Source organism: Nocardiopsis sp. LDBS0036 (assembly GCF_041228755.1).
GTDB classification, from domain to species: Bacteria; Actinomycetota; Actinomycetes; order Streptosporangiales; family Streptosporangiaceae; genus Nocardiopsis; species Nocardiopsis dassonvillei.
Genome location: NZ_CP141103.1, coordinates 3,525,523 through 3,539,641 on the forward strand (window position 1 = coordinate 3,525,523; position 14,119 = coordinate 3,539,641).

15 protein-coding genes are annotated in these 14,119 nt (G+C 74.3%); 7 read left to right on the forward strand and 8 right to left on the reverse strand.

The features are described from left to right. Positions 1-49 precede the first annotated feature (49 nt). From pfkB to UIS43_RS14815, 3 genes are all read left to right on the forward strand, one after another. Complete coding sequence (gene pfkB / locus UIS43_RS14805; protein ID WP_013155225.1) at positions 50-991, forward strand: 1-phosphofructokinase; 942 nt, start codon at positions 50-52, stop codon at positions 989-991. A gap of 52 nt (positions 992-1,043) precedes the next feature. Next, positions 1,044-1,313, forward strand: a complete 270-nt coding sequence (locus UIS43_RS14810; RefSeq protein WP_013155226.1) for an HPr family phosphocarrier protein — start codon at positions 1,044-1,046, stop codon at positions 1,311-1,313. A 120-nt stretch (positions 1,314-1,433) separates the two neighbouring features. After that, positions 1,434-1,613 (forward strand): hypothetical protein, encoded by a 180-nt coding sequence (locus UIS43_RS14815; RefSeq protein WP_061080696.1) that lies wholly within the window; start codon positions 1,434-1,436, stop codon positions 1,611-1,613. Positions 1,614-1,923: 310 nt separating this feature from the next. Here UIS43_RS14815 and UIS43_RS14820 read toward each other — a convergent pair whose 3' ends face one another. After that, positions 1,924-2,688 carry an SDR family NAD(P)-dependent oxidoreductase gene (locus UIS43_RS14820; protein ID WP_013155227.1) on the reverse strand — a complete coding sequence of 255 codons (765 nt, stop codon included), beginning with the start codon at positions 2,686-2,688 and terminating at the stop codon, positions 1,924-1,926. A gap of 332 nt (positions 2,689-3,020) precedes the next feature. On the opposite strand from UIS43_RS14820, the gene UIS43_RS14825 reads away from it, so the two are divergent. Then, positions 3,021-3,908, forward strand: a complete 888-nt coding sequence (locus UIS43_RS14825; RefSeq protein WP_126625007.1) for a LysR family transcriptional regulator — start codon at positions 3,021-3,023, stop codon at positions 3,906-3,908. Between the two features lie 63 nt (positions 3,909-3,971). Here UIS43_RS14825 and UIS43_RS14830 read toward each other — a convergent pair whose 3' ends face one another. The 4 genes from UIS43_RS14830 to UIS43_RS14845 form a co-directional block, all read right to left on the reverse strand. After that, on the reverse strand, positions 3,972-4,964 hold the full coding sequence (locus UIS43_RS14830) for a YihY/virulence factor BrkB family protein (RefSeq protein ID WP_013155229.1): 993 nt from the start codon (positions 4,962-4,964) through the stop codon (positions 3,972-3,974). Positions 4,965-5,109: 145 nt separating this feature from the next. After that, on the reverse strand, positions 5,110-5,682 hold the full coding sequence (locus tag UIS43_RS14835; protein ID WP_013155230.1) for a DUF3618 domain-containing protein: 573 nt from the start codon (positions 5,680-5,682) through the stop codon (positions 5,110-5,112). After that, positions 5,658-6,095 carry a phage holin family protein gene (locus tag UIS43_RS14840; protein WP_071622826.1) on the reverse strand — a complete coding sequence of 146 codons (438 nt, stop codon included), beginning with the start codon at positions 6,093-6,095 and terminating at the stop codon, positions 5,658-5,660. Before UIS43_RS14840 ends, UIS43_RS14835 begins: the two co-directional genes overlap by 25 nt. 10 nt (positions 6,096-6,105) lie before the next feature. Beyond that, complete coding sequence (locus tag UIS43_RS14845) at positions 6,106-6,768, reverse strand: hypothetical protein (protein ID WP_071622827.1); 663 nt, start codon at positions 6,766-6,768, stop codon at positions 6,106-6,108. 523 nt (positions 6,769-7,291) lie between these two features. Here UIS43_RS14845 and UIS43_RS14850 point away from each other — a divergent pair. Both UIS43_RS14850 and UIS43_RS14855 read left to right on the forward strand, forming a co-directional pair. Further along, on the forward strand, positions 7,292-8,545 hold the full coding sequence (locus UIS43_RS14850) for an MFS transporter (RefSeq protein WP_358170479.1): 1,254 nt from the start codon (positions 7,292-7,294) through the stop codon (positions 8,543-8,545). Between the two features lie 391 nt (positions 8,546-8,936). Further along, positions 8,937-9,971 carry a nitronate monooxygenase gene (locus UIS43_RS14855; protein WP_358412544.1) on the forward strand — a complete coding sequence of 345 codons (1,035 nt, stop codon included), beginning with the start codon at positions 8,937-8,939 and terminating at the stop codon, positions 9,969-9,971. Between the two features lie 260 nt (positions 9,972-10,231). Here the strand turns inward: UIS43_RS14855 and UIS43_RS14860 are convergent, their stop codons facing one another. From UIS43_RS14860 to UIS43_RS14870, 3 genes are all read right to left on the reverse strand, one after another. Beyond that, positions 10,232-10,510: a DUF1540 domain-containing protein gene (locus tag UIS43_RS14860; protein ID WP_232051593.1), complete on the reverse strand. Its 279-nt coding sequence runs from the start codon at positions 10,508-10,510 to the stop codon at positions 10,232-10,234. 416 nt (positions 10,511-10,926) lie between these two features. Beyond that, a complete protein-coding gene (fes, locus tag UIS43_RS14865; protein ID WP_358453990.1) occupies positions 10,927-12,264 on the reverse strand; it encodes an enterochelin esterase in 1,338 nt (445 codons plus the stop codon). Positions 12,265-12,459: 195 nt separating this feature from the next. Then, complete coding sequence (locus UIS43_RS14870) at positions 12,460-12,855, reverse strand: MarR family winged helix-turn-helix transcriptional regulator (RefSeq protein WP_071622831.1); 396 nt, start codon at positions 12,853-12,855, stop codon at positions 12,460-12,462. Positions 12,856-12,989: 134 nt separating this feature from the next. Between UIS43_RS14870 and fepB the strand changes: the two genes are divergently transcribed. Continuing rightward, entirely contained in the window at positions 12,990-13,985 is a 996-nt protein-coding gene (gene fepB, locus UIS43_RS14875) for a Fe2+-enterobactin ABC transporter substrate-binding protein (protein ID WP_071622832.1), read from the forward strand. Positions 13,986-14,119 lie beyond the last annotated feature (134 nt).

Consider the following 14,119-nt stretch of genomic DNA (forward strand, 5'->3'; position numbering starts at 1 on the left):
GTCCCACATCCGGACCGGGCCGGGCGCAGCCACCTCGAAAAGAGCACCCATGATCCTGACCCTCACCCCCAACCCGAGCGTGGACCACACCCTGGAGGTCAGTCACCTGACCCGCGGTGAGGTCCTGCGCGTGGGCTCCACCCGCGCGCAGGCGGGCGGCAAGGGCGTCAACGTCTCCCGCGCGCTGCGCCGCGCCGGCGTGCCCACACGGGCGGTACTGCCCGTGGGCGGCGGCGGAGGCGCCGAGCTGACCACCCTGCTCGGGGACCTGCCCTGCGTCGCCGTCCCCATCGAGGGCGAGACCAGGGGCAACATCGCCGTCACCGAGGACGACGGCACCACCACCAAGCTCAACGCACCCGGTCCCGTGCTCTCCCCCGAGGAGACCGACGCCCTGCTCTCCGCCCTGGAGAGCGAGCTGGACCGGGGGCCGGCGTGGGTGGTGGCCAGCGGCAGCCTCCCCTCCGGCACCCCCGACGACCTGTACGTGCGCGTCGCCGAACTGGCCGCCTCCTACGGGGTCCCGCTGGCCCTGGACACCTCCGGCAAACCCCTGGAGGCCGCGGCCCGCGCGGGGTCGGTGGCCCTGCTCAAGCCCAACCAGGAGGAGCTGGCCGAGCTGATCGGCCGGGAACTGACCACCGTGGGCGCGGTCACCGAGGCCGCCCGCGAGGTCCTGGGGTGGGGCAACGGCTCCGCCCTGGTGACACTGGGGGGCCACGGTGCGATACTCGTGGACCCCGAGCACACCTGGTGGGCGCGCGGGCCCCGGGTCCGCACGCGCAGCACGGTGGGCGCGGGCGACTGCGCCCTGGCCGGGTTCCTGGGCGCGGAAGGCTCCCCCGAGGACCGGCTGCGGCACGCCGTGGCGTGGGGGACCGCCGCGGTCTCCCTGCCCGGAACCACCGTCCCCTCCCCCGACGACGTGGCCGCCGACGCGATCACCGCGGTGGCCGACCCCGACCCGCAGTGGCCGGTCGACACGCTCTGACCCGGGCCCCCGCCCAACCGACGATCTCCCGACGACTTCTCCTAGGACTGACATGCCCCAGCGCACCGTGGCCATCGCCTCCCAGCTCGGCCTGCACGCCCGCCCCGCCAGCCTGTTCGTCCAGGCCGTCAACGGCACCGGCCTGCCCGTCAAGATCGCCCGCGAGGGCCAGGACCCCGTGGACGCCCGCAGCGTGCTCGCCGTGATGGCGCTGGGCGTCAAGCACGGCGAGACGGTCACCCTGTCCTGCGAGGAGCAGGAGAACGCGGACAAGGTCCTGGACGAGCTCGTGGAGATGCTGTCCCGGGAACTGGACGCCTGATCCACGGGCTCCGCGCGACCCCCGCCCGGACACGGGCCGCCCCCGCGCGGGGGCGGCCCCTCCGGGGCGCGGTCCCGCCCGGCCCTGGTCTTCGGGGTCGGCCGGGGCTACCTTGCTGCCATGGACACCTCACGTGACGACACCGTCATCGGCCCCTCGGGGATCTGCAGGCGGGGGCAGCACGACTGGAAGCACGATCCCCCCGGAGCGAAGCGGCAGATCTGCACCCGTTGCCGGTCCATGTCCACGACGAACTACTGCGACTGCGCCGAGTGCGCGTCCGGCGGCGCGCAGGCCTGAGCCCCGCCGGGTCCGACGGCGACCGCGGCCCGCACCCGCCTCCCGGGCCGGTGCCGTGACCACGGGGAGGGTTCGCCGGGCCCCTCCCCCGGGACGCCCCTCGTACCCGTGGCGCGTCTGGGCCGCGTGGAACCGGGCGGTCGCCGCGACACGGAGCCTGCCGGGGCCTCGGCCGTGGCGGCCCGGCCGGGGACTGACGGAGCGGCCGTCGAACTCGGCGGCCACCCCGCCCGCCCCCGCTGGGATTCGGGTCGGAAAACCCCCGTGCCACACCGGTGACGGTTCCGGCCGGCCCGCTGGGCAGTGTTCCTTAGGACTCCCCCCGCCGCACGCGGTGGACCTTGTGCTGGGCGGCCTGCGCGCGCGGTCGCACCACGAGCAGGTCGATGTTCACGTGCGGGGGCCGCGTGACCGCCCACACGATGGTGTCGGCGACGTCCTCGGCGCTCAGCGGGTCGGGCACACCGGCGTAGACGGCGTCGGCGGCCCCGGAGTCACCGCGCATCCGGTTGAGGGCGAACTCCTCGGTCCTGACCATGCCCGGCGCGATCTCCAGCACGCGCACCGGTTCGCCGCACAGCTCCAGTCGCAGCGTGGCGGCGAGGCTGTGCGCGCCGTGCTTGGCGGCCACGTACCCGCCGCCGCCCTCGTAGGCCACGTGCCCCGCCGTGGAGGAGACGACCAGCACGGTGCCGTCCCCGCTGGCGATCAGCTTGGGCAGCAGGGCCTGGGTCATGTTGAGCACACCGATGACGTTGACCTCGTACATGGCGCGCCAGTCGGCGGGGTCGCCCTCGGCGACGGTCTCGGTTCCGATCGCGCCGCCCGCGTTGTTGACCAGGACCTCGCACGAGGCCAGGGAGTCGGCGAAGGCTTCGACGGCGGCCCTGTCGGTGACGTCGAGGGCGTGGGCGCGGGCGCTGCGGCCCTCCTCGGCCAGTTCCTTCGCCAGCGCCTCGACCCGGTCGGCGCGGCGGGCGACCAGGACCACGTCGTAGCCCTCCTCGGCCAGGCCGCGCGCGGTGGCGGCCCCGATCCCGCTGCTGGCTCCGGTGACGACGGCGGTCGCTGACATGGTGGTTCCTCCCGGAAGTCGCTGTCGCGCCGAGCGTATCCGGTGACCGTGCCCGGCCCGCCCGGAGGAGGGACCCGTCCGGTCTCCCGGGTCCCGGCGGCGGTCGCGGCGCCCCGGGCCGAGGGGGCGCCGTCGTCCACGCGCGGACCTGGGGGCGCCGCCCGCGAGCGGACCGGACCCGGCGGGGCCCGCTGTCCGCCGCGCCTTCCGCCATACGAGAGCCGGTCAACCGGGCGGTACGCGTCCCGTGCTTCCATGAGGGGTGCTCGCCGACCCGACGCGTGTCGGGGGCGGCACGGGCCATGTCGGCGAAGGCGAGGGGGACCGTCCAGTTGCGGGGTATCGAGATCCGGGAGCTGGAGTGCTTCCTCGTCCTGGCCGAGGAACCGCACCCCGGACACGCCGCGGTGCGGTTGGGCGTACCCGCGGAGACCGTGGACCTGCTGCTGCGCGCCCTGGAGGACCGGATCGGCGCCCCTCTCCTGGACCGCACGGGCCCGCGCCCGTGCCTCACCCCGTTCGGCGAGGAGTTCCTCGACGCCCTGCGGCCCGCCTACCAGAACCTGGCCGCGGTGGTGGACGGCGCGCGCGACCGCGCCCACGGCGGGCCGTCCACGGTCCGCCTCGGGTTCCGGGGGAAGGTGCACGGCCCGGTGGCCGAGGCGGTGCGCGCCTTCGAGGAGCGCGAGCCCGGCACGCGGGTGCGGATCGTGGAGACGGCGCACTCGGACCCGTTCGGTCCGCTGCGCGAGGGCGAGGTCGACGCCGCCGTCGTCCTGCTGCCGGTGCGCGAACTCGACCTGGTCGTGGGCGCGGTCTTCTCCCGGCAGCCGCAGCGGCTCGCGCTGCCCGCCGACCACCCCCTCGCCGCGCGGACGGGCGTCGGGATCGAGGACATGGCCCGGGTCTCGCTCATCCCGGTCCGGCGGACCCCCGACCACTGGCTGCGGGTCCACGCCCCCACCGTCACCCCCCTGGGCAGGACCATCCGCCACGAGACCGGTGTGGACACCCTGCGGGAGGGGTTCTCCCAGATCGCGGCCGGGAGGGGGGCCATGCTGCTGAGCGGGGACGTCGCGGACCACGCCGACCGGGACGGACTCGTCCTCGTCCCGGTCAACGGCCTGCCGGAGTCGTCCCTCGGCCTGGTGTGGCCGCGCGGGGACCGGCACCCGAGCGTGCCGGTCCTGGCCGCCGCCCTCGCCGACGCCCTGGGCTGAGGAGCGGGCCGGACCCGTTGCGGGTGCGACGCACGGGACGCCCGTGGTCCGCGGCCCTGCCCCTCACTCCTGCTGGCGGTGGGCCCGGTGCTTCTTCTTGGGCACGTCGCGCATGTCCACGTAGGGCTCCTCGTCCACCGGCCGGCCGCCGGAGATGGCGCGTCCGCGTTCGATCTCGGCGTTGAACTCCTCGCCGAGCAGGATCGCGATGTTGGTGATCCACAACCACACCAGGAAGACGACCACCGTCGCCATGGTCCCGTAGGTCCTGCCGTAGGACGCGAAGTTGGCCACGTAGAAGGCGAAGGCGGCCGAGGCGAGCAGCCAGAGCACGACCGCCAGCACGCTCCCCGGACTGACCCAGCGGAACCCGCGTCTGGCGTTGGGCGAGGCCCAGTACAGGAGCGCGATCATGAACACCACGATGAGCAGCAGCACCGGCCACTTCGCGATGTTCCACACCGTCACCACGGTCGAGCCCAGGCCCAGCAGCTGCCCGACCCAGGCCGCGGCGCTGCCGGTGAGGGCGACGCCGACCACCGTCAGGGACAGCAGGACGACCATCAGCAGGGTGACGCCGACGCGGATCGGCAGCGTCTTCCAGATGGGGCGTCCCTCGGGCACGTCGTAGACGACGTTGGAGGCGCGCATGAAGGCCGCGATGTAGCCGGAGGCCGACCACAGGGCGATCGCCAGGCTGACCAGGCCGAACACGCCCGCGGCCGTCTGGTTGCCCTGGAGGTTCTCGATGGCCGTCGTCACCAGCCGCGCGGCGTCGGCGGGCATGGTGGCGGAGATGTTGTCGGTCAGGGTCTGTGTCGCGGAGGGCCCGGCGAGGCCGAGCAGTGACACCAGCACGAGCAGCGCCGGGAAGAGCGACAGGATCGCGTAGTAGGTGAGCCCGGCGGCGAGGTCGGCCAGCGCGTCCTCCTTGAACTCGCCGACGGTCCGGCGCAGCGACGCCCACCACGACGACGCCGACATGTCGGTCGGTTTCTCGGCCTCCTCCGGGGAGGAACGGCCGTCGTAGGCGTCCGAGGAGTCGCCTCCCACCATCTTCCCGCTCCTTCCCTCGCCGGTCCCGGGGGCCGGGCCCCGGAGGATGCGGGGCGAGGGGCCTCCCGGCCCCTCGCCCGCGCCGTTGCGGACACCCGTCCACGGGCGCCCGGCCCGGAGGCGTTCCCCCGGGCCGGGGTGGGACTCAGGAACCGCGCATCTCGTCCTTGGCGGTCTTCGCCTCGTGACGGGCCTGCTCGCCCGTGGCCTGCGCGGCCTCCGAGGCGCTGCCCTTGAGGTGCTCCCCGGCGGTCCGCGCGGACTCCACCGCCTGCTCCTTCACGTGGGCGGCCGACTCCGCGACCGCCTGGCGTGCCGGCTCGATCGCGTCGGCGTGCTCACCCACCCGCCGGGCCGCGCGCTGTTCCGCACGGCTCTCGGAGAGGACGGAGGCGGCCAGGAGACCGGCCCCGAAGGCGATCAGCCCCGCGGCGATGGGGTTGCCCTGGGTCTGGTGCACGGCCCGCTCCGGCAGCGACCTCGCCATGCCGACCGCCTGGCCGGTGGTGTGCCGGATCCCCTCGGCCGCCTCACCGGTCGAGGGGGCGGAACCCATGATCCGGTCCTTCAGGTCCCGTGTCCCGTGCCGGACCCTGCGGGTACGCCGGTGCACGACGTTGCGCGGGTTGGCGTGGTCCACCAGACGGTCGGTGTCGTGGGTCAGCTCCGAGCGGGTCCGCTCGATGTCCTGTCTTATCTGGTCGGGTGTTTCGCCCATTGCGCGTCCTCCTTGAGGGTCTCGATGGTGCGTTCCGGTTTCGGAGAGACCTCGCGCATGCGGTTGCGGCCCATGACGGCCAGGACCGCGCCGACGATCGCCCACACCACCGCGACGACCAGCGCGGCCCAGCCCAGGCCGATCAGTTCCGCCAGTCCGAACATGGCCGCGAGGCTGAGCAGCAGCAGGGCCAGGTACCCGGCCACCGCGGCTCCGCTCAGCAGGCCGGCGGCCTTGCCGGTCTTGACCGCCTCCTCGCGCATCTCGGCCTTGGCCAGCGCGAGTTCCTGACGGAACAGCTTCTGCAGGTCTCCGGTCACCGCGCCGAGGAGTTCGGAGAAGGACTGCTCCTCCTCGCCCGGCTCCCGCCGTTCCCCGCCGGTCTCCCGCCGTGCTCCGGGAATGGTCGCCATGTCAGCCCCCTCAGAACGTGCGTCCACGCGGCCCCGGATCGGGCGGTGGCGGACCGATGTCCTCCGGCCGGGGCGTGACGGGCGGACGGGAGGACGCGACCCCCTCGTCCTGGTCGCTCTCGCTCAGACGCGGTGCGGGCGGACGGACCCGCTCACCGGCGGGGAGCGCCTCGGGGCGGCTGTCGCCGGCCCCTTCCCGGCCCGCGGAGATGTCGGACGAGGCCTTGAGGACGCGTCCGAGCGCGAATCCGGCGATGGCCGCACCGGCCAGGAAGGCGACGGGCCTGCGTCGCGCGAAGCTCCTGGCCTCCTCCACCAGGCCCTCCATGCCGCGTTCGTCCAGGAAGTCGGCGGCTCCGCGGCCGCTGTGGGCGATCTGGCGCACGGCACCGCTCACCGGGGAGCCCTGCTCCCCGCTGTCCGCCATGGACGACAGCTCCTCGGACCACTGGCGCAGGTTCTGCGACGTGCGCCGGGTCTGTTCGTGGACTTCCTCGCGCAGACGGGTCTGGACGTCGTCGGCGACGTGCCGGGCCTCGGTCCGGGCCTCGTCGGCCAGGGAGCGCACCTGGTCCCCCGCGGTGGAGGCGACCTCGCCCGCCGCCCCGCGGGCGGTGTCGGTCAGGCGGCCGCCCGTGCCCCCGGGCCCGTCTCTTCCCTCGTGTGAGTGCATCGCCAAGCCTCCTTGGAGTCGGCCTGTTGCTCGGTTGGCACCGCGACTACCCCGGCTCCACCCGGTCATGCACACCGGAACGCCGCACTTCACACGGGTCGTCGCACCCGGGCCCGGGTGCGCGGAGGGCACCCGGACGACCGTGTCGTCGTCCTCCGGTCACCGCCCCCGGTGGCGGGGGCGCGGACCGGCCCTCGCGGAACACCTCGCGCGGAGACCGGTCGCCGTGTCCCCGGGGGCCGTGGGAGAACCGGGTGATCGCCGTGTCCTCGCGGGGCCCGGAAGAACCGGTGGGGTGCGGCGTCGCGCGCCGTCGCCGGGCTCGGGCAAGCCGGTCGGCCGCGGCGCTGTCGCGGGGTGGGGGTGAACCGGTCGGCCACCGCGTCGCGCGGGGTCCGGGAAAAGCCGTGGCCGCACCGGAACCCGCGTGCTAGCTTGGGCGGAATTTCCCTCCGGAACCGCTAATGCCACCGCCATCAGGGGCTGGTCGGAGCCGCGACGTCCCTCGACCAGGAAAACAACCATGCCCGTGGAGAGAACCGCCGAATCGTCATTGTTCCTGCGCTACACCTCGTTCGCCCTTCTCGGCGCTTCGGCCGATTTCCTTTTCGGCGCGGTTTTCGTCACCATCCTCCTGGAACGCGGGGCGGACCCGTGGCTGCTGGGACTGATGCTCGGTTCCACGAACCTGGTGGCCCTGTTGGTGGAGGCGCCCAGCGGTGCGCTCGGCGACCGCTACGGCCACCGCAGGCTGCTGACGGTGGGGTTCGCCGTGTGGGGCACGGGCTTCGTGCTGACGGGGTACGCGGACGGGCTCGCGCTGACGCTCGCGTCCATGTACCTGTGGGCGGTCGGCTTCCACCTCCAGTCCGGGACTCTGGTCGCGCTCGTGGTCAACCGGATCGGCGACCGCGACCGCCCCGCGCGGATCGCGCGGACGGTGCGGTTCGTCCAAGTGGCGGGCAACAGCGGTGCGGTGCTGGGGGCCGCCTCGGTGATGGTGGCGGGCACCTGGCTGTCCGCGGACGCCCTGGTGCTGGTGAGCGGTGTGGTGCTGGTGGCACTGGCGGCGCTGGCTCCGGTGTGCTTCCCCCACTCCCCCGGCCAGCCGGGGCGCCCGCTCACCGCGATCGTCCGGGAGTCGGCCGTACTGGTGGCGAGCAGGCGTTTCGCGCCGCTGGTGGCCCTGTCGGCGGCGTCGGTGTCGGGGCTGACCGCCCTCGTGCTCTCCTGGCAGCCGTTGCTCGCGGCCGAGCACGGCGCGGACGTGCGGCTCAACGGCCTGGTACTGCTGCTGATGATGGCGGCCATGGCGGCGGGTTCGGCGTGCTCGCGGTTCGTGGGGCGCGGTCGGCCGCACGTGTGGGGGCCCGTCTTCGCGGCCGCCTCGGGCCTGCCCCTGGGGCTGGCGGCGCACGGGGCAGTGCCGCTGGTGGCGGGGCTGGTGGCGGCGGAGTTCCTGCTGGGGCTGGCCGTGGTGCTGTCGCACGTGTGGCAGCAGACGATGTTCTCCGACGCCAACCGCAACACCATGTCCGCGATGCTGGGGATGGTGGGCAACGCGGCGAGGATGCTGACCGTGCTGGCGTTCGGGTGGTTGTGGGAGTTGTTCGGGCTGGCCTGGACGGTGACGGCGGTGGTCGGGTTCGGGGTGGCCGCGGCGCTGGCGACCGTTCTGCTGTCCCGGCGGTTCCCGGAGTCGACGCGGTTGGTCGAGGGCTCGGACGAGAGCGAGGGGTCCCCGGACGAACCGGAACTGGACGGGACGGGCGGATAACGGTCGGGAAAGGCGGCCGGTGGACGGGAGGGGCGGACAGCGGACGGAAAGGGCAGGCGGCGGACGCGCTGTCCGGGTGGCGGAGGCGCCGTTCTCCCACCTTTCCCAGTGGAGGGGAACCGGGAAAGTCCCTCTTCCTTTGGCGCACCCCAGGGAATTCTCGTGTCCCATGTCACAGAAAGAGTCGACTGAACCGCGATATCGCATTTCGGGGCGGGTGCGGTCGAACCCCGGAAAACGTGCGTCGGTAGCATTCCCTGGACATGGGAGGCGTGGTCCGCGCAGCACTCCGCTCGCGGGTTCCACGGGGGAGCCGGACCCCGCACGGAGCCGTCGGGGCGGGGACGCCGCCGCGCCTTCGCCGTACCGGCCGAGGACGAGGAGAGGGAGCATGAGCCTGGCGGAGCTGCTGCGGGAACGCCCGATCGTACAGGCGCCCATGGCGGGCGGGGCCGCCACGCCCGCGCTGGTGGCGGCCGTGGCGGGAGCGGGCGGAACGGGTTTCCTCGCCGCCGGGTACCTGGCCCCCGAGGTCCTCGCCGACCAGCTCGGGGCGGTGCGCGACGCCGGGGTCGGTGCGTTCGGGGTGAACGTGTTCGTGCCGGGCCCGCCCTCCGACCCCGACGTGGCGGCGTCCTACCGTTCCGACCTGGAGTCCGAGGCCGAGCGGTACGGGACGCCGGTCGGCGCCCCGGTGCACGACGACGACGCGTGGGCGGCCAAGATCGACCTGCTCGCGGAGGCGTCCGTGCCGGTGGTGAGCTTCACCTTCGGTTGCCCGGAGGCCGCCGTGTTGGAGCGGCTGCGCGCGGCGGGCAGTGCCACGGTGGTCACCGTGACCACGGTCGGGGAGGCGCGCGAGGCCGTGGCCCGCGGAGCCGACGGGGTGTGCGCGCAGGGTACGGAGGCCGGGGGCCACCGCGGCGCGTTCGACCCGGTCGGGAACGGAGGTCTGCCGCTGCGGGAGCTGCTGGCGGACGTGGTCGGCGCGGTGGAGGTACCGGTGATCGCCGCCGGGGGGATCATGACCGGGGCCGACGTGGCCGGGGCCCTGGACGCGGGTGCCGCCGCTGTGCAGCTGGGCACGGCGTTCCTGCGCTGTCCCGAGAGCGGCGCCAACCCGGTCCACAAGGCCGCGCTGGCCGATCCCGCGTACACCGGGACGGCCGTGACGTGGGCTTTCACCGGCCGTCCGGCGCGGGGCCTGGCCAACAGGTTCATCGCCGAGCACCCGCGGAGGCCCTTCGCCTACCCCGAGATCCACCACATGACGAAGCCGCTGCGCGCGGCCGCCGCCCGGGCCGGAGACCCCGGCGGCATGGCGCTGTGGGCGGGAGAGGGGTTCCGGGCGGCCAGCGACGATCCCGCGGCGCTGGTCGTGGAGCGGTTGCGCCGCGAGGCCGCGGAGGCGGGCCGGAAGGTCTGAGGGACGAGGGGTTCGAGGGGCGCGGGGGCTGGCCGGAAGGCCCGGGGATCGCGGGGCTTCGAGGGTTGCGGAGGCTGGCCGGAGGGTCTGAGGTTCGCAACGACGGCCCGAACGGTGGACCCGAACACGGAACCGGCCCCGGGCGTGGCGCCCGGGGCCGCGGAGTGAGCCGGTGCGCGGCGCCGTTCAGGCGGGCGCGCGACCTCCCTCGCACGGACCTCCGCCCGCGCGGGGCTTTCGCCCGCGTCGCCCGACCCTCGTCAGGCGGGCGCGTAGGTGAGGCAGTCGGCCTGCTGGTGCACGTACCCGACGGAGATGGCCGGGGCCTGGCACTCCAACTGGACGTTGTGCGCGCAGTTCGACATCTTGCAGGCGCCGACCTGGCCCGTGGCGACGGGGTCGCCACCCCGGTCATCGGCACCGAAGAAGGTGTCGCACTGGGCGTGGGAGGAGTTCCCCACGGTGATGGCCAGTGCGTGGCAGGAGTGGTCGGTGTTGTAGGCGCAGGCGTCCACCTGGCACGAATTCACCACGGGCATGTCCATCGCGTTTCCCCCAGAGCATCGACGGCGCGTTCGAGGCTGCCAGACGGGACGTCCGGCTTCCAGGACACCGCCTCGTGTCACCGCGAGCAGGACGGAGTGTTGACGAAGGCTTGGCGCGGAAGCGACCCGAAGCGCGGCGCGGAAGCGACCCGGAGCACGGTCCGGCCAGGCTGGAGCGGGGTTGTCCACAGGCGGCAGGAGGGGGCGGCGGCGCCGACCGTCCGCGTCCTAATCTGGAAACAGGGGGGTCCCCGGGCCCGTCCGTCTCGTGCTGCCCGCGCCGCGCTCCGTCAGCGCCCCCCACCCCCTTCCCGCCGAGCCCCTCCCCGACTGCGCCCCTGGTCCGTGCCCCAGCCCTGGCCAGCCGTTCTCACCCGACTCCGCCGGATCCCTCCGCAGACCCTCCCCCGTCAGCGCTCCCAGTCGGCGGTCGCGAACGCCAGCCCGTCCGGCAGCCCGGCCCGCCAGCAGGCCCGGTCGTGGCCGCCGTTGTACTCCTCGAACACCGCGAACCCGGGATCGCTGCCGAGCGCCGCGCCGCGTTCAATCAGGGCCGCGTGCAGACGGCGGTTGGCGTCCAGCAGCGACCACTCGTTGGTCCCCGCCGTGAGGTGCACCCGTCCCGGGACCTCGTCCGCTGCGGCCACCAGCTTCGTCATCCGCTCGCTCTCCCCGCCGGTCACCGCGACGTTGGGCCACCAGAACGACCCCGACTGCGACACCGCCCGCCCGAACCGCTCCGGCGCCCGGTGGGCCGCGTACACGGCGGTGAGCCCGCCCAGGCTCTGCCCGGCCACCGCCGTGCGCCCGGGGTCGTCGCTCACCCAGTGGTCGCGGCCGAGCCAGGGCAGCAGTTCCCCGCCCAGGAAGGCGACGAAGTCGTCCGAGCACGCCAGCTCCGCGACACGGGTGGGCATGTCGAGGGAGTCGACCATGACGGTCAGCGCCGGGGGCAGCGTTCCGTCGGCGACGAGGCCGTCCAGCAGCGGCGCCAGGGGCAGGCCGTGCCAGTCGCGGCCGTCCAGCAGGACGACGACCGGCCAGGGCAGCCCGTTCGGCGGGCGCCGGGCGGGCTCGTGGACCCACACGGTGCGGGTGTTGCCCAGCAGGTCGCTGGTGATCTCGGCCGCGGTGACCCGCCCGGCCGGGGTCGTCGGGTCGGGCGTGCGCCACAGCTCGGGCGGTGCCCCGGGCAGGGAGACCACGGACAGGGAGTCGTCCAGCCGCTCGCGGGCGAGCGGATCGGGAACCGCCCGGGACAGGGCGTCGAACCAGCGGGCGACGGCGGGCCGTTCCTCCGGCTCGGAGACGGCGAGGGCGCGCTCGCGGCGGACGCGCACCGGCTCCGGCCACGCCTCGGGCGGCAGGGGCTCGCCGTGCGCGGGGACCGGGGCGACGGAGTAGGAGGCCCGCCAGTCCCCGCGCATCCGGTAGGTCAGGTGCCACACGTCCGTGCCGGGGATCCGCTCCATGCGGTTGGCGTCGTAGGAGGAGGCGTCGGCGACCTTGTTGGCCACGAGCAGGACGTCCGCGAACTCGTCGCCGCCGCGCCACAGGAAGGTGACCGCGCGGTGCCCGTCCGCGTCGGGCTCCCCGACCAGGGGCGTTCCCTCCCCGGCGACGCGGCGCCAGAACCCCTCCGGGTCGCGGGCCGCCTCGGCTGCGCACGGAGTGGCGACGCGTTCGGGGCGCACGTTCGGCTTGAGGCGCGGGGGGACGGTGTGGAAAGCGGGTGTCGGTACGGACACGGGGCGGCCTTTCTGCGCGGTCGGATGTGGGGCCTCGCCGCTCGCGGGAACGGGCACCCCGCCCGGACCGGCGGCGCGGCGCGCGTCGGCGAGGCCCCGCACGCGGGACCTACCGGTAGGTCCCGCCAGCGGGTCCCGTCGATGGGGTCTCCCACCGGTGGACCCCACCAGCGGGTCCCGCCCGTCGGCGAGGTCTCAGCGGTCGGGAACGGCCTCCACCGCGCGGAGGAGGCGGAACAGGTCCTCGACCTGCCGGTCGTCGAGGGCGTGTTCCAGCGGCGACCGGAACGTGAGCCCCGCGCCGATCGCCTCGACGGCCCGGCCGCCCTCCTCGGTGAGCCGCGTCACGCGCATGCGCCGGTCGCTCCTGGAGGGGACCCTGCGGACGAGCCCCCGTTCCTCCAGTTCGCCCGTGACGATCGACACGCGGGAGGCCGTGCAGCCGAGCTGGCGCGCCAGCGCCGCCTGGGAGGGGTCGTCGCGCAGCGCGCGCAGGGTCCGGGCCTGGAAGGCGGAGAGCCCGTGCTCGGCGGCCAGTTCGGTGAGGAGTCCGTCCAGGCGCTGGGCCACGCGCAGGAGGGCCTCGCCCACGTCACGGAGCGTGGGAGGGACTTCCCGCTCCGGTGCGGCGGACACTCCGGCGCGGTCGGACGGGGGCTGAGCGGCCACGCTTCGCTCCACTCCACGAGTTGACATGAGGGTAGGCATACCTAACTATACTTTTCATGAAGCAAGCAAATTCCTTCCACAGCCTAGCGACCTGCGGTGTCGTCGCCGCCCTCGTGTCCCCCCTCGCCGCGTGCGGCGCCCCGAGTGCTGAGGAGGAGGCCCCGGCGGAGGCCGGGGAGACCCGGACGGTCACCCACATGTACGGCGAGACCGAGATCCCCGCCGACCCCCGGAACGTGGTCTCGGTGAGCGTCACCGCCACCTCGGCCCTGCTGAGCCTGGACGTCCCGGTCACCGCCTCCGCCACCACCGCCCCGAGCGCGCTGACCGACGACAACGGCTTCTTCGCCCAGTGGGCCGACGTCGCCGACGAGCGCGGCGTGCAGCCGCTGGCCGGTCCGGAGGTGGACATCGAGGAGGTCGCCTCCGCCCGGCCCGACCTCATCGTGGGCAACGGGTTCGGGGCCGACGCCGTGGACGAGGCCGTCTACGAGCAGCTGTCCCAGGTCGCGCCGACCGTCGTCCACGGCGAGTCCGACATGGCGTGGCTGGACGTCACCGAGCAGTACGCCGAGGCGTTCGGCCGCCAGGACCGGGCCGCGGAGATCGCGGAGGAGTACGAGCGGTTGGTCGCGGACACCTCCGGGCGGCTGTCGGCCGAGCACGACGTGGTGATCCTGACCGGGACGCCCAGCGGGTTCAACGTGTTCACCGAGGAGTCCGCCCAGGGAAGGCTGGCCACCGACCTGGGCCTGACCCTGCACGGGCTTCCCGACGACCTGGCCGCCCCCTCGGCCCAGGGCGGCAGCGGGCGCGGGGACATCGTGCAGGTGGCCACCGAGCGGGCCTCGGACTTCGGCGACAGCACGCTGCTGTTCGTCAACACCCAGGGCCAGGAGCCCGAGGACTACCTGGAGACGGCCCCGGTCCTGGAGAACCTGTCGGCGTGGGAGGACGGCCGCGTACTCACGCTGGGCGCGACCTCGTTCCGGATGGACTACTACAGCGTGCCGCTCGCGGCCGAGCGCCTGGCCGAGGTCCTGGGTTCCTGAACGCGCGGGGGCGGGCGGCGCTGCCCTCCCCCACGCGCCCGCTGAACTGCAACGATGCCTTCTTCAACCCGCTTCTTGCAGGTCAGGCGAGGCAGACGCCAACCTCTTGCATGGCTCAGCTCTCGCGCACGCCA

What these genes read in the sequence shown, in the direction of transcription:
- UIS43_RS14855 (WP_358412544.1), top strand. Translation starts at nt 8,937, where the DNA reads ATGAGCCTGGCGGAGCTGCTGCGGGAACGCCCGATCGTACAGGCGCCC.
- UIS43_RS14860 (WP_232051593.1), bottom strand. Translation starts at nt 10,510, where the DNA reads ATGCCCGTGGTGAATTCGTGCCAGGTGGACGCCTGCGCCTACAACACC.
- UIS43_RS14845 (WP_071622827.1), bottom strand. Translation starts at nt 6,768, where the DNA reads ATGCACTCACACGAGGGAAGAGACGGGCCCGGGGGCACGGGCGGCCGC.
- UIS43_RS14815 (WP_061080696.1), top strand. Translation starts at nt 1,434, where the DNA reads ATGGACACCTCACGTGACGACACCGTCATCGGCCCCTCGGGGATCTGC.
- UIS43_RS14850 (WP_358170479.1), top strand. Translation starts at nt 7,292, where the DNA reads ATGCCCGTGGAGAGAACCGCCGAATCGTCATTGTTCCTGCGCTACACC.
- UIS43_RS14840 (WP_071622826.1), bottom strand. Translation starts at nt 6,095, where the DNA reads ATGGCGACCATTCCCGGAGCACGGCGGGAGACCGGCGGGGAACGGCGG.
- UIS43_RS14830 (WP_013155229.1), bottom strand. Translation starts at nt 4,964, where the DNA reads ATGGTGGGAGGCGACTCCTCGGACGCCTACGACGGCCGTTCCTCCCCG.
- UIS43_RS14820 (WP_013155227.1), bottom strand. Translation starts at nt 2,688, where the DNA reads ATGTCAGCGACCGCCGTCGTCACCGGAGCCAGCAGCGGGATCGGGGCC.
- UIS43_RS14835 (WP_013155230.1), bottom strand. Translation starts at nt 5,682, where the DNA reads ATGGGCGAAACACCCGACCAGATAAGACAGGACATCGAGCGGACCCGC.
- UIS43_RS14810 (WP_013155226.1), top strand. Translation starts at nt 1,044, where the DNA reads ATGCCCCAGCGCACCGTGGCCATCGCCTCCCAGCTCGGCCTGCACGCC.
- fepB (WP_071622832.1), top strand. Translation starts at nt 12,990, where the DNA reads ATGAAGCAAGCAAATTCCTTCCACAGCCTAGCGACCTGCGGTGTCGTC.
- pfkB (WP_013155225.1), top strand. Translation starts at nt 50, where the DNA reads ATGATCCTGACCCTCACCCCCAACCCGAGCGTGGACCACACCCTGGAG.